This window comes from Rhodococcus sp. ZPP (assembly GCF_017656075.1).
In the GTDB taxonomy this organism is placed as follows: Bacteria; Actinomycetota; Actinomycetes; order Mycobacteriales; family Mycobacteriaceae; genus Rhodococcus_F; species Rhodococcus_F oxybenzonivorans.
On the sequence record NZ_CP058638.1, the window covers coordinates 5,725,781 to 5,740,374 of the forward strand.

The 14,594-nt window shown below is 66.3% G+C and carries 7 protein-coding genes and 1 pseudogene; 2 read left to right on the forward strand and 6 right to left on the reverse strand.

The genetic code is table 11. From position 1 onward, the window contains the following. Positions 1 to 3: 3 nt before the first annotated feature. Positions 4 to 834 carry an SDR family NAD(P)-dependent oxidoreductase gene (locus HYG77_RS26440; RefSeq protein WP_109331805.1) on the reverse strand — a complete coding sequence of 277 codons (831 nt, stop codon included), beginning with the start codon at positions 832 to 834 and terminating at the stop codon, positions 4 to 6. After that, complete coding sequence (locus HYG77_RS26445) at positions 831 to 2,432, reverse strand: NAD(P)/FAD-dependent oxidoreductase (protein ID WP_109331804.1); 1,602 nt, start codon at positions 2,430 to 2,432, stop codon at positions 831 to 833. The genes HYG77_RS26440 and HYG77_RS26445 overlap by 4 nt, the downstream gene beginning before the upstream one ends. A gap of 69 nt (positions 2,433 to 2,501) precedes the next feature. On the opposite strand from HYG77_RS26445, the gene HYG77_RS26450 reads away from it, so the two are divergent. Continuing rightward, a complete protein-coding gene (locus HYG77_RS26450; protein WP_208961129.1) occupies positions 2,502 to 3,143 on the forward strand; it encodes a TetR/AcrR family transcriptional regulator in 642 nt (213 codons plus the stop codon). A gap of 229 nt (positions 3,144 to 3,372) precedes the next feature. On the opposite strand, the gene HYG77_RS26455 is transcribed toward HYG77_RS26450, so the two are convergent. The 4 genes and pseudogenes from HYG77_RS26455 to HYG77_RS26470 all read right to left on the reverse strand — a co-directional run bounded on the left by HYG77_RS26455 (position 3,373) and on the right by HYG77_RS26470 (position 13,068). Beyond that, positions 3,373 to 7,152, reverse strand: a complete 3,780-nt coding sequence (locus HYG77_RS26455; protein ID WP_109331802.1) for a multifunctional oxoglutarate decarboxylase/oxoglutarate dehydrogenase thiamine pyrophosphate-binding subunit/dihydrolipoyllysine-residue succinyltransferase subunit — start codon at positions 7,150 to 7,152, stop codon at positions 3,373 to 3,375. A gap of 111 nt (positions 7,153 to 7,263) precedes the next feature. Further along, positions 7,264 to 11,147: pseudogene (locus HYG77_RS41010) on the reverse strand (ABC transporter ATP-binding protein). Positions 11,148 to 11,194: 47 nt separating this feature from the next. Then, on the reverse strand, positions 11,195 to 11,974 hold the full coding sequence (locus HYG77_RS26465) for an ABC transporter permease (RefSeq protein ID WP_208961130.1): 780 nt from the start codon (positions 11,972 to 11,974) through the stop codon (positions 11,195 to 11,197). Next, entirely contained in the window at positions 11,971 to 13,068 is a 1,098-nt protein-coding gene (locus tag HYG77_RS26470; protein WP_244373230.1) for an ATP-binding cassette domain-containing protein, read from the reverse strand. Before HYG77_RS26470 ends, HYG77_RS26465 begins: the two co-directional genes overlap by 4 nt. A gap of 130 nt (positions 13,069 to 13,198) precedes the next feature. On the opposite strand from HYG77_RS26470, the gene HYG77_RS26475 reads away from it, so the two are divergent. Further along, a complete protein-coding gene (locus tag HYG77_RS26475) occupies positions 13,199 to 14,581 on the forward strand; it encodes a glutamate decarboxylase (RefSeq protein ID WP_208961131.1) in 1,383 nt (460 codons plus the stop codon). Positions 14,582 to 14,594 lie beyond the last annotated feature (13 nt).

The following is a 14,594-nucleotide window of genomic DNA, read 5'->3' on the forward strand; positions in this document are numbered from 1 at the left end:
ACCTCAGTTCGGCTTGGGAAGGACACGCCCGGCGACGGCGGCGACCACTCGCTGGTAGCTCGGGCCGACCACGCGCACCCAGGCGTCCAGGAACTTCGCGTCGGCGCCGATCAGCACCCGCGCCTTACCCTTGCGCACACCCTTGACGATGGTGGCAGCCGCATCTTCCGGTGAGGTCCGGGCGAGCTTCTTGTCGAAGAACTGGGCGAACGTGTCCAAGTCTTCGCCGGGGCCTGCGGTGGCATTGCGGGCAATGGCTGTCTTGATGCCTCCCGGATGCACACAGGTCACCTTGACGGGATGCTTAGCAATCAGCATCTCCTGTCGCAGCGACTCGGTGAAGCCGCGGACCGCGAACTTCGCGGAGTTGTAGGCGGTCTGGCCCGGCATGGACAACAGACCGAAGAGGCTCGAGATGTTCACCAGGTGGCCGTCGCCCGAGGCAATGAGGTGCGGCAGGAATGCCTTGGTGCCGTTGACGACTCCCCAGAAGTCCACATCCATGATCCGCTCGATGTCCTTGAACTCGGACTTCTCGAACTCGCCGTGATATGCGATACCGGCGTTGTTGTAGACCTGGTTGATCGTGCCGAAGTGGGCACGCACGGCGTCGGCGTACGCGAGTACCGCTTCGCGCTCGGTGACATCCAGATGGTCCGACTTCACGTCGGCGCCGAGGGCGGCGACCTGTCGCGCCGTCTCGGCGAGACCGACGGTGTCCATGTCGGAGATTGCCAGTTTGGCGCCCTGCCCTGCCAGATTGACGGCGAGAGCCCTGCCGATGCCCGAACCGGCGCCGGTGATCACGACCACCTTGCCTGCGAATGTGCTCACTGTGCTGCCACCTTGTCGTCGTCGAGGTCGATCTGTGCCGAGATGGCGAACGAGTCCGAGGACTGACCGTTCACCTGCACCGGTGCGGGGAGGTCGGCGGCGGCCACACTGTCGTACGCCGCGAGGTCGAAACGCCGCGTCTGATTCCGGAACTGGAAGGTGAACCCCGGCCACAGTGTCGTGTTGTTGCCGTGCTTGTCGAGGTACCAGCTGGCGCACCCGCCGTTGTTCCACACGCTGTGCGACAGCTTCTCCTGGAGGTCGGCGTTGTATCGGTCCTGCGCGTCCTGCCGGACCTCGATTTTGCCGATGCCGTACTTGTCGAGGGTGTCGAGTGCGTCGACCAGGTAATTGAGCTGCGACTCGATCATGAAAACCATCGAGGTGTGGCCCAGTCCTGTGTTGGGACCGACGAGGAAGAACATGTTGGGGAAGTTCGCGATCGCCGCGCCCTTGTAACCCTGCTGCCCGCCTTCGTCGAAGATCTCGGCGAGCGAGCGGCCGTCCTTGCCGAAAATTCCCTGGAAGGTGGGGGAGTCGGTGACGTGGAAACCGGTGGCGACCACGATGGCGTCGACCTCGCGGACCGTGCCGGTCTTCGAGACGACTGCGTTGCCCTTGACCTCGGCGATGCCCTCGGTCACCAGGTCGACGTTGTCCTGCGCGAGCGTCGGGTAGTAGTTGTTCGAGATCAGCATGCGCTTGCAGCCGATCTGGAAATTCGGGGTGACCTTCTTGCGCAGGTCCTTGTCCTTGATCTGGCGGCGCAGGTGGCGCTCGGCCGCGAACTGCAGCGGCTTCATGAACACCGGTGCCTTCGCGAGCCCGACGACCTGGCTCTCACGCATCCAGTAGATCCCGCTACGGCACAGCTTCTGGAAACCGGGCAGGTACTTGAACGCGGCGTGCTCGGCCTTCGTGTACTCGCGGTCGGCGCGAGGCAGGATCCACGGGGCCGTGCGCTGGTAGACGTCGAGGTGCGACACCTTCTTGCCGATCGCCGGGACGATCTGGATGGCCGAGGCGCCCGTACCGATGACGGCAACCCGCTTTCCCGTCAGGTCGGCGTCGTGGTTCCAGCGGGCGGAGTGGAAGATCTCGCCCTCGAACTCTTCGATGCCCTTGATGTCGGGGAGCGCCGGCTCGCACAGTGCACCGACCGCCGAGACGACGATCTTCGCGACGAAGTTCCCCTTGGTGGTGGTGACTTCCCACCGCGTGGTCTGCTCGTTCCAGTGTGCGGATGTCACGTCACAACCGAAAACGTGGCGGTCGCGCACCTTGTACTTGTCCGCCACCGACTGGATGTACTTCTGGATCTCGGGCTGGGTCGAGAACGAGCGTGTCCACTCGGGGTTCAGCGCGAACGAGTAGGAGTACAGGTGCGAGGGCACGTCGCATGCCGCGCCCGGGTACGTGTTGTCGCGCCAGGTGCCGCCGACCTCCGTGCCGCGTTCGAGCACGAGGAAATCGGTCTTGCCTGCCTGGGTGAGCTTGATGGCCGCGCCCAGCCCGGCGAACCCGCTGCCGATAATCAAGGTGTCGACGTATCGGGCACCCGCGGTCGTGTCGTAAGTGTCTGTGACGGGAAGACTCATGTAGGAGACAATAGGGCGCTATTGAGGGGTAGTCAATAGCTATTGACCTCCGTTCAGTAAGATGCTGTCATGGACGTCGTGAAGCGGACCCGTCTCAGCCCGGAGCAACGACGGGCACAATTGATCGACCTCGGTGTGAAGATGCTGGCGCAACGGCCGCTCGAGCAGATCTCGGTCGAGGAGATCGCCGACCAGGCCGGAGTCTCGCGGGGACTGCTCTTCCACTACTTCGCTTCGAAGCACGACTTCCATCTCGCCATCGTGCGTCACTCCAGCAGCGAGATGCTGGCCCGGACTGCGCCCGACCCCTACGTGGACGACGCCCGGGATCCGTTGCAGATTCTGCGGTCCGTATTGGCCGCATACGTCGACTACGTGTCGGAGAACCGTGGCACCTACGTTTCGCTGCTCCGAGGCACAGCCAGTGGCGACCCCGACATGCGGGCTGTCTTCGAGGAGACGCGGGCAAAGATGTCCGAGCGCACTCTCGAGCAGCTCCCGATCCTCGGCGTCGAGCGGACACCCGCGGTGGAACTGACCGTCCGTGGCTGGATCGCATACGTCGAGGAGGTCACGATCAGCTGGTTGCGCGATCCGCAGCTCACCCGTGAGCAATTGATAGAACTCAACGTACAAGCGCTGCCCGCCCTCGCGGTCGCGGCGGCGCCCGAGATCGCCGCAGCACTGGTCGCGGCCACCAGCGCAAGCTAGCGGGCCGATGGCGACGATGCTGAGGCACTCCTTTTAGGCAGCTGCACCGGTTTCAGGGCACGAAAATGGGTGCGTCGACCGAGAAGGGGTGCATCTGACCAGGGCGCGGCTAGCCGAGCGGATCCGGACACCACAAAGCCGGGCCGAGTTCGCCTCGTACAGCGAACTCGGCCCGGCTCAGTGGTGGTTCAGCCGATGTCAGCCGAAGGCTTCAGCCGTTACACGCTCTTCAGCCGAAGGCCTCATCGATAATCTCCTGCTGTTCGACAGCGTGGACCTTGCTCGAACCCGAGGACGGTGCCGACATCGAACGGCGCGAAATCCGCTTGATCCCAGCGAGTTTCTCCGGGAGCAACTCGGGCAGCGCGAGACCGAAGAACGGCCATGCACCCTGGTTGGCCGGCTCCTCCTGAACCCACCGGAATTCGGCGGCGTTCGGGTAGCGATCGAGCGTTTCACGCAGGCGACGGCTCGGCACCGGGTACAGCTGCTCGATACGGACGATCGCGATGTCGTCGCGGTTGTCCTTGTGCTTCTTCGCGAGCAGTTCCCAGTACAGCTTGCCGCTGACGAGGAGCACCCGGGTGACCTTGCTGCGGTCGCCGTCACCGGTCTCGTAAACCGGCTCTTCGAAGACGGACCGGAACTTGCCGGTGGTGAAGTCCTCGATATCGGACACGGCGGCCTTGTTGCGCAGCATCGACTTCGGCGTGAACACCACCAGCGGGCGGCGGATTCCGTCGAGCGAGTGGCGACGCAGCAGGTGGAAGTAGCTGGCCGGCGTAGACGGGACGGCCACCGTCATCGATCCCTCGGCGCACAGCTGGAGGAAGCGCTCGATACGGCCGGACGTGTGGTCCGGACCCTGACCCTCGTGACCGTGCGGAAGGAGCAGCACGACGTCGGAAAGCTGACCCCACTTGGCCTCACCGGAGGAGATGAACTCGTCGATGATGGACTGCGCACCGTTGACGAAGTCACCGAACTGGGCTTCCCAGAGCACGAGGGCGTCCGGGTTGCCCACGGAGTAGCCGTACTCGAAACCGACGGCGGCGAACTCACTGAGTGCTGAGTCGTAGACCAGGAACTTGCCCGGGTTCTCGCTGCCGAGGTTCTGCAGCGGCGTGTACTCGTCGCCCGTCTTGCGGTCGATGAGCACCGAGTGACGCTGCGTGAACGTACCGCGGCGGGAGTCCTGACCCGAGAGGCGAACCATCTTGCCCTGGTCGACCAGCGAACCGAAGGCGAGCAGTTCGGCAAACGCCCAGTCGATCTTGCCTTCGCGGGACATTTCGCGGCGCTTCTCGACGACCGGCTTGACGCGCGGGTGCACCGAGAAACCCTCGGGCACGTTGACGAACGCGTCACCGATCCGCTCGAGGACCGAACGGTCGACCGCGGTGGTCAACTTGGTGGGCAGCGGCTGGTCGAGCTCGACCGACTCACTCGGCTCGGGCTTGTACTTCTCCAGCTCGCGTACCTCGTTGAACACCCGCTCCAGCTGTCCCTGGTAGTCGCGGAGAGCGTCTTCGGCTTCCTTCAGCGAGATGTCACCACGGCCGATCAGCGATTCGGTGTAGCTCTTACGAACGCTGCGCTTGGTGTCGATCACGTCGTACATCGCCGGCTGGGTCATCGACGGGTCGTCGCCCTCGTTGTGACCGCGACGGCGGTAGCAGATCATGTCGATGACGACGTCCTTCTGGAACTTCTCCCGGAAGTCGACAGCGAGCTGGGCAACCCACACGCAGGCCTCGGGGTCGTCACCGTTGACGTGGAAGATCGGCGCGCCGATCATCTTCGCGACATCGGTGCAGTATTCGGAGGAACGCGAGTGCTCCGGGGCGGTGGTGAAGCCGACCTGGTTGTTGACCACGATGTGGACGGTGCCGCCGGTGCGGTATCCGCGCAGCAGCGCAAGGTTGAGCGTCTCCGCCACCACGCCCTGACCCGCGAATGCGGCATCACCGTGCAGCATCAACGGCAGGACGGTGAAGCCGTCCTCACCCTTGTCGAGGATGTCCTGCTTGGCGCGGACCAGTCCCTCCAGGACCGGGTCGACGGCCTCGAGGTGGGACGGGTTGGCGGTGAGCGACACCGTGATGTCGTTGTCGCCGAACATCTGGATGTACGTGCCCTCGGCACCGAGGTGGTACTTCACGTCACCGGAGCCGTGCGCGGCAGCCGGGTTCATGTTGCCCTCGAACTCCGTGAAGATCTTGGAGTACGGCTTACCCACGATGTTCGCCAGCACGTTCAGTCGACCACGGTGAGGCATGCCGATGACGACCTCGTCGAGCTGGTGCTCGGCGGCCTGGTCGATGACGGCGTCCATCATCGGGATGACGGACTCGGCGCCCTCGAGGGAGAAGCGCTTCTGGCCGACGTACTTGGTCTGCAGGAAGGTCTCGAATGCCTCGGCGGCATTCAGCTTGCTCAGGATGTACTTCTGCTGAGCGACCGTCGGCTTGACGTGATGCGCCTCGACGCGGTCCTGCAGCCACTGCTGCTGTTCCGGCTCGAGGATGTGCGTGTATTCGACGCCGACGTGGCGGCAGTACGCGTCGCGCAGCACGCTGAGCACGTCGCGGAGCTTCATCTTCTCCTGGCCGTGGAAGCCGCCGACCTTGAACTCACGGTCGAGATCCCACAGGGTCAGGTCGTGCGTGATGACGTCGAGGTCCGGGTGGCTGCGGAACTTGTCCTTGACGAACTGCAGCGGATCGGTGTCGGCCATCAGGTGACCGCGGTTGCGGTACGCGGCGATCAACTCGAGGACGCGGGTGTTCTTGTCGACCGCGCCTTCGGGCACATCCTGACGCCAGCGGACCGGCTCGTACGGGATGTGCAGCGCGTGGAAGATCTCGTCGTAGAACTCGTCGCTGATCAGCAGGTTGTGAATGGTCCGGAGGAAGTCGCCGGACTCGGCACCCTGGATGATGCGGTGGTCGTACGTCGAGGTGAGCGTCATCAGCTTGCCGACGCCCATGTCGGCAATGCGCTCGTCGCTCGCGCCCTGGAATTCGGCGGGGTACTCCATGGCACCGGCACCGATGATGGCGCCCTGTCCCTGCATCAGACGCGGCACGGAATGCACGGTGCCGATGCCACCGGGATTGGTGAGGGAGATGGTGACGCCCGAGAAGTCCTCACCGGTGAGCTTGCCGTCACGCGCGCGCCGGACGATGTCCTCGTAGGCGCTGTAGAACTGCGTGAAGTTGTGCGTTTCGGTGTTCTTGATGGCGGCGACGACGAGGGACCGGCTGCCGTCCTTGCCCGGCAGATCGATTGCCAGGCCGAGATTGGTGTGCGCGGGCGTGACGGAGTGCGGCTTGCCGTCGATCTCCGCGAAGTGCCGGTTCATGTTGGGAAACGCCTTGACCGCCTGCACGATCGCGTAACCCAGCAGGTGGGTGAAGGAAATCTTGCCGCCGCGGGTACGGGCGAGGTGGTTGTTGATGACGATCCGGTTGTCGAACATCAGCTTCGCAGGGATGGCGCGAACACTGGTGGCGGTCGGAATGGCCAGCGAGGCCGACATGTTCTTCGCGACGGCAGCAGCGGCGCCGCGCAGAACCTTCGTTTCTTCGGCAGCGGTCTCGGGAGCGGACGCCTTCGCGGTCGACTCCTTGGCCGGTGCGGTCTTGGCCGGGGCGGCCTTCGGTGCGGCCGTCTTGGGCGCCGCGGCCTTGGGAGCTGCGCCGTTGGCAGCGGACTTCGCCGGGGCGCCGTCGCCCGTCTTGGTCGCCGACGTGGGTGCGGTCTCGGCCTTGGCGGCCGGCGGCGGCGACGTCTTGCCGGGGGGAGCGGCAGCAGATGCGGCGGTGGTGGTGCCGTTCGTGCCGCGTCCGTTGGCTACGCCGGCCTTGGCGGCGGCATCGGGGGAGTAATCCGTCAGAAATTCATGCCAACTCGCGTCCACGGACGACGGATCGTCCTGGAAACGCTGGTACATTTCGTCGACCAACCACTGGTTCTGTCCGAACTGGGATGTAGAGCTGCTGCTCACGGCAGGTGTTCGCCTCGTTTCTATTTCGGTACCCGATCAGAGCGCCTATATACATGAGAGTAGCCCTCGCGTGTGACGTGCGAATCGCCAGGCCTGCACGTGTGAGCTGTCTCACGGCCATCGGATGGGGTCACCATCGATGACGGTTCTCGCCCCGCGATTATTCCCTGCACCGCTCTCCGCCGCATCCCACAGTCCCGCATAGTGGCCACCAGCCGAGCGCAGGGTGGCGTGCGATCCGGTCTCCACGATCCGGCCTCCGTCGATGACGAGGATCACATCGGCGCGCGCTGCAGTGGCCAGTCGGTGGGCTACCACGACCGACGTCCGGCGCCGGGTCACACGGCTGCCGGCCTCGAGAACCAGCTGCTCTGTGGCCGGATCAAGCGTCGCGGTCGCCTCGTCCAGGAGCAGGAGGTCGGGGTCGACCAGTTCGGCGCGAGCAAGCGCGATCAACTGTCGCTGACCCGCCGACAACCCCTGCCCCCGCTCGCCGATGGGGTGACGCATCCCACCCCGCAGCCGGCCGATCGTACCGAGCGCTCCGACCGCGCGGGCGGCATTCTCGATCTCCTCGCGACTCGCGTCGGGCCTGCCGTACGCGATGTTGGTCGCGACCGTGCCGGTGAACAGATGCGCCTCCTGCGGGACCACGCCCAGTCGCCCGCGGTACTCACCGAGCGAATAGCGACGCAGGTCGACGTCGTCGACGAGTACGGAGCCGGACGTCGGGTCGTAGAAGCGGGCGAGCAGTTTCACGATGGTGGATTTGCCCGCGCCGGTCTTGCCGACCAGCGCCACCGTGGCGCCCGCCGGAATGTGGAGGTCGATGTCGGTCAGCGCGTCACTCTCCGCGCCGGAATAGCGGAAGCCGACGTCGCGCAGACGCACCTCGCCTCTCAGGTGCCCGTCGATCCGAGTGCGATGGTCGCCGGCGGCGCGCTCGATGGAACTCGGAGTGCGGAGCAGATCGCCGATCCGGAGCAGGCCGACACTGGCCTGCTGATAGCCGTCGAACACTTGGGACAGCTGCTGGATGGGCCCGAACAGCAGGCCGAGGTACAGCACGAAGGCGACGAGCGTTCCCGACGACGTCTCGCCGCCCGCGACCTGCCGGGCACCGACGAACACGACGGCGGCAAGCGCCAGATCCGAGAGGAACGCGATGAACGGGAAGTACAGCGAGATCGCGCGCTGGGACCGCATGCGGCTGCGGCGGTAACTGTCGGCGCGTTCGGCGAATCTGCGGGCGGCGAACTCTTCGCGGCGGTAGGCCTGCGCGGCGCGCAATCCCGCGATGTTTTCCTGGAACTCGGCGTTGACGAGGGAAATCCGTTCCCGGGACATCGTGTAGGCCACCGAAGAGATCCGGCGAAAGATCAGCGTCGCGAGCACGAGGGGCGGGATGACGGCGAGGGCGACGAGGGCGAGAGTGAGGTCGGTGACGACGAGTGCGACCGAGATCCCCACGACGGTGAGCACACTGACCACCGCGGTGGACATCCCGGTCTGGATGAACGACGACAACGCGTCGACGTCGGTGGTCATGCGGGTCATGATCCGGCCCGAAAGCTCCCGCTCGTAGTAGTCGAGGCCGAGCCGCTGCAGGTGCGCGTAGCTGCGCACCCGGAGTCCGAAGAGGACGCGTTCACCTGCGCGGGCGGTGAGCACCGTCATGGCCGCGACCACCAGCCAGTCGGCGGCGACGAGGGCGATTCCGACCGCGGTGGCGGTCCACAGCGTCGCCGAGTCCTGCGGGAGCACCCCGTTGTCGATGGCGAATCGCACGATGGAGGGGAAGGCGATCCCGGCGAGGGAATCGAGCGCGAGGCAGGCGACCACGGCGAACAGTAGGCCGCGGACCGGTCGCAGGGTGCGCGACAGGTGGAAGTTGGGTTCGGGTAGCCGCAGGGTGCGGGTGTCGAGGCCCGGACTCTCGAGAGCGGGAGGCAGAGCGTCGACTGCGGCCTGCAATTCGGGGGTGGCCGCGATGTTTCCCAGGGCGCCGGCCATCGGTCCACCTCCGCCGCGACCTCCGCCGCCGGGTCCGGTGGCGGGCGCCGGGGTCCTCCCGGCCGTGGTGGCGGCGAGAGCGGCGTCCGGCACCTCTCGGGGGGCCCTCGGGCCACAGTTCCGCTGCGGAGGGGATGCGCTGGGTCGACATCGGATCGGCCGCGCGCGGGCCTGCTTCCGAACCGTTTCCCTCCTCGGGGGACGCGAACAGTGCCCGGAACAGGGCGCACCGTTCGTCGAGTTCAGCCACCGTGCCGCTGTCGATGATCGTTCCGCCGTCGAGGACGGCCACCCGATCGGCGAGCGACAGGGTGGAACGTCGGTGCGCGAGGACGAGCGCGGTGCGGCCGCGGCCTGCCCGGAGCGACTCGAAGATGGACGCCTCGGTGGTCGCGTCCACGGCGGACGTCGCATCGTCGAGAATCAGGATCCGCGGGTCGGTGAGCAGCGCGCGGGCCAGGGCGATCCGCTGGCGCTGTCCCCCCCGACAGTGTGAGACCGCGTTCCCCGACCACGGTGTCGTAGCCGTCGGGGAGGGCGGAGACGAACTCGTCGGCCGCCGCCATCGTCGCCGCTTCTCGGATTTCCTCGGCGCTGGCATCGGGCCTGCCGAGTGCGATGTTGGCGGCGATGGTGTCGGAGAAGAGGAACGGTTCGTCGAAGACGAGGCTGACGGCTTCACGTAGGTGCTCGGCGCTGAGCTGGGCGACGTCGAACACGTCCTCGCCGGATGTCAGCGCAACGGTGCCCGAGGAGGGGGCGTAGAACCGGGGAAGCAGTAGCGACAGCGCCGTCTTCCCGGATCCCGCCATTCCGACCACCGCGACCGTCTCGCCGGGGGCGATCTGCAGGTCGAGCCCTCGCAGGGTGTCGCGGCCCGGCTCGAACCCGAAGGTGACCGACCGCAGATCGACGCCGAGCGGTCCGCCCGGCAGCGGGGTGGGGTGCGGTGGATCCGCGACCTCCGGTTCGGTGTCGATCACCTCGTACACCCGTTCCACGGCTGCCCGGGACAGTTGCGCCATGATCACCACGGACGACAGAGTGCGGGTCACCGCCGTCATCGTCGTGACGTAGGTGGCGAAGGCGAGGAAGGTGCCGATCGTGATGGAGCCGTGCAGGGCCAGGTAGCCGCCGACCGCGATCACACCGACGAGCCCCAGTTGGGGGAGTGCGGCCATGGTGGGCGTGAAGCGGGAGTTGATGCGGGCGGCCCGCAGGCGTTCCGCGTACAGCGCCCGACTGTGGTGTTCGAGCTGATCGACGGCCCGCCGTTCCTGCCCGAAGCCCTTCACGACGCGCACCCCGGTGACCGTCTCCTCGACGTGTTGCGCGAGGTCGGCCGCCCGCTGCTGGGCGGACCACGTGGCGGCGAACAGCGTCGGGCGCATCGCGTAGACGACGAGACAGACGAGGGGGACGATCACCAGCGCGACCACCGTCAGCAGCGGGGAAAGCCACACCATGATGCCGAGGGCGAGGACGAATTGAAGCAACGCGCCCGCCGACAACGGGACCATCGCGAGGAGTCCCTGCACCAGTTGCAGATCGGTGATGGACCGCGACACCACCTGGCCGGTGCGAATCTGGTCCTGACCACGTCCGTCGAGGCGTTGCAGGGCACCGAGCAGACCCAGCCTGAGGTCGTGCTGGACGTCGAGCGACAGCTTGCCCGCCAGCATCCGCCGGCCGTACTGACACGCGAAGCGCACACACGCGAGGAGCGCGATCAGGAGCGCTGCGATGCCGATGACCTCGGTGGCGCGATCCGTACCGGCGGCGTCGAGCGCGTACTTGGTGAGCAGCGGGAACGAAATATCGATGCCCGCCGCGACGACCGTCACGGTCAGAGCCCCCACGGTCGCGCGGCGATGTGTCCAGCACTCGGCGCTGAGCCGGCGTATCCAGCCGGGCCGTACCGTGTCGCGTACGCGCGTCTGCTCCCGCTCGATCACTGAGCCGGATGTGCTCTCACCTGCCACTGTGTCCACGTTAGCGCTGCGGTCCGACACCGCAGTCGCGGCGTTCCTCAGGTGATGTCGCGACTGCGGGTCAGGGCCCATCCGCCGAGGGTGAAGAGTGCCGTCCACACCACCACCGCGATCGGTGCGGCGGGCCACAACGGCAACCAGTCGATGTCGTTGCCCGCGGCCGCGTTGGCGACGGACCCCAGGGTGGCCGACACGGGGAGGACGTCGCCCACCGCGCCGATGCCGATGCCGCTGAGGATTGAGCGCAGAATCATCTCGCCGAGGGTGTACCACACGACGAGTGAGATGCAACTGCCGACGGAGGAGCCGGTCAGCATCGACATCCCGCCACCGATCAGCGCCCAGCATGCGGCAGCAACCAACGCAGCGGCCAACATCGCGAAGAGGGAACCCCGCAGTGCGAAGTTCTCTCCGCCGAACGTCAGCAGCAGGGCGACGCTGACCATCTCGACGACGAGGCAGTAGAAAAATCCGAACGCGGCAGTGACGGCCAGTTTCGCGCCGATCACCCCGTCTCGGCCACGTGCGGTGAGGAAAGTGGTGGTCAGTGTCTTGTAGCGGAACTCGGTACCGGCATTCACTGCTCCGAAGAGGGCGGCGAAGAGCACGACGAGCGACAGGGCGACGGCCAGCCCGAACACGGTGGCAGCGAGGTTGGCGTCTGCCGGATCGGCTTCGAACGCGTCGGTGAAGGCGCGTAGCACCGGCAGGGAGATGGCGCTCGAGAACATCCCGACGACCAGCGGGGTCAGCCCGAGCATCCACCAGAACCGCAGCGTGGTGACCTTGCGGAATTCGGCGGTGAGCAGGGCGGTCATCGCGGACCTCCGGACATCGGACCCTGCGGGTGCGGGGCATACGCGGGCGGATACCCGGCCGACGCGCCGTAGCCCGGAGGAGGGCCGGCACCCGGGTGGCCGGGGTAGTGGGGCTGCTGGGGGTAGGCCGGGGGCGGGCCGTACCCAGAGGGCGCAGCCGCGCTCGCACCGGCAACGTACTGGCCGGTCGTCATCGACAGGAAGAGTTGCTCGAGGTCGATGTGCTCGGCCACGGCGCCGAAGATCGTCACTCCGGCTCCGGTGGCCACGGACTGCACGACGTCCAATGCCGCACCCGTCACGGCGAGACGGCCGTCGGCCAGGGACCGGGCATCGACGATGCCTCGCGCGGCCAGAGCGGTCGCCAGCGCAGCCGGACTCGAGGAGGCGACCAGTAGGCGGCTCTGCTGCGACTTCCGCAGGTCCTCCATCCTTCCCTGATAGACGAGTGCACCCCGACTGACGATGACCAGGGTGTCGACCGTCTGCTCGACCTCCCGGAGGATGTGGCTCGAGACGAGGACGGTCCGCCCGGAGGCGGCGAAGCCTTTCAGGAACTCCCGCAGCCACGCGATCCCCTCGGGATCGAGTCCGTTGGCCGGTTCGTCGAGGACCAGGATGCGTGGATCGCCCAGCAGGGCGGTCGCGAGCGAGAGGCGCTGTCGCATGCCCAGGGAGAATCCGCCGGCCTTACGCCCCGCCACGTCTTCGAGCCCGACCAACGCGAGTACCTGTCGGGCCCGCGCGTCCGGCACCCCGATGGCCGAGGCGTACACCTTCAAGTGATCGAGCGCGGTGCGCGCAGGGTGCAGGCTCTGGGAGTCGAGCACGGCGCCGACCGTGCGGGCAGGATCTCGCAGTGCCCGAATCGGGACGCCCTCGACTGCGGAGGTTCCGTCGCTGGGCCGGACGAGTCCGAGGATCATCCGCAGCGTCGTCGTCTTACCCGAGCCGTTGGGGCCGAGGAAACCGGTGATCGAACCGTGCGGAACGGAGAAACTGAGGTCGGAGACGGCGGTGACGTTCTTGAAGCTCTTCGACAGCCCGCGCACCTCGATCGGCGCCGCGACACGTGCCGGCATTGCAGTGGTCAAGCCGTCCTCCCCTGAACATGATCGTGTGGAATCGACTCGACCCTACTGGGCAGCCGTCCCGATATTCACCAACTGGCGTACAGGGCTCTTCGGCGCAGCGCATCCTGTATGAAGTCGATTGGGGGCATACATGAGCAAGCACCACCACCATCACCGAGATGTTCTGGCGCCGGCGTACACGGGGCGGATGTCGGTGGAACCGTTCCCGGCGCTGCGGTTGCCGGACGAGGAAACCGATCCGCAGGCGGCCTACCGCTTCATTCACGACGAGTTGATGCTCGACGGTAGCTCTCGGCTGAACCTCGCTACGTTCGTGACCACGTGGATGGATCCCGAGGCCGACAAGCTGATGGCGGAGACGTTCGACAAGAACATGATCGACAAGGACGAGTATCCGGCGACGGCCGCGATCGAGTCCCGGTGCGTGTCGATGGTCGCTGATCTCTTTCACGCGCCGGATCTCTCCACCACCGACCCGGCCAGCGCTACGGGTGTCTCCACGATCGGGTCGAGCGAGGCGGTGATGCTCGCCGGTCTCGCACTGAAGTGGCGATGGCGCGCGCAGCGTCAAGAGGCAGGCAAGGACGCCAGCCGGCCGAATCTCGTTCTGGGCAGCAATGTTCAGGTGGTGTGGGAGAAGTTCTGCCGGTACTTCGACGTCGAGCCGGTCTACCTGCCGATGGAGAAGGGCCGGTACATCATCACGTCGGAGCAGGTACGGGGGGCGGTCGACGAGAACACCATCGGGGTGGTGGCGATCATCGGCACTACCTATACCGGTGAGCTCGAACCGGTGGCCGAGATCGCCGACACACTCGAGCAACTGGCGGCCTCGGGGGGTCCCGACGTCCCAATTCATGTCGACGCGGCCAGCGGGGGTTTCGTGATCCCGTTCCTGCAACCGGAACTGTTGTGGGACTTCCGGGTCCCGCGGGTCGTCTCGATCAACGTCAGCGGCCACAAGTACGGGCTGACGTATCCGGGTATCGGGTTCGTCGTGTGGCGCGGCGGTGAGTATCTGCCCGAGGGGCTGGTGTTCCGGGTCAACTACCTGGGCGGCGATATGCCGACGTTCACGCTGAACTTCTCGCGTCCCGGCAATCAGGTGGTGGGGCAGTACTACAATTTTCTGCGCCTCGGCCGAGCCGGGTACCGGGCGATCATGGAGACGTTGCGCGACACCGCGGTCCGTGTGGGTAAGCGCATCGCCGAAATCGAGCACTTCACGTTGATCAGCGACGGCAGCGACATCCCGGTGATCGCCTTCGAGCTCGTCGGGGACCCCGGATTCACGGTCTTCGACGTGTCGCACGAACTCCGGGCGCGGGGTTGGCAAGTGCCTGCCTACACGATGCCTGCCGACGCAGAAGAGGTGGCGGTGCTGCGCATCGTCGTCCGCGAGGGGTTCAGCGCAGACTTGGGATCGCAGGTCTGCGAGGCGATCGAGGAAGTCTGCGCCGAACTACGCGAGAAGGGCGGCGGACGTTCGGCGGCGCAGCACTTCGCGCACTGATCCGCGCGAAACC

Excerpts from the sequence above, each read along its gene's own strand:
- HYG77_RS26465 (WP_208961130.1), bottom strand. The coding sequence starts at position 11,974 with ATGACCGCCCTGCTCACCGCCGAATTCCGCAAGGTCACCACGCTGCGG.
- HYG77_RS26445 (WP_109331804.1), bottom strand. The coding sequence starts at position 2,432 with ATGAGTCTTCCCGTCACAGACACTTACGACACGACCGCGGGTGCCCGA.
- HYG77_RS26450 (WP_208961129.1), top strand. The coding sequence starts at position 2,502 with ATGGACGTCGTGAAGCGGACCCGTCTCAGCCCGGAGCAACGACGGGCA.
- HYG77_RS26475 (WP_208961131.1), top strand. The coding sequence starts at position 13,199 with ATGAGCAAGCACCACCACCATCACCGAGATGTTCTGGCGCCGGCGTAC.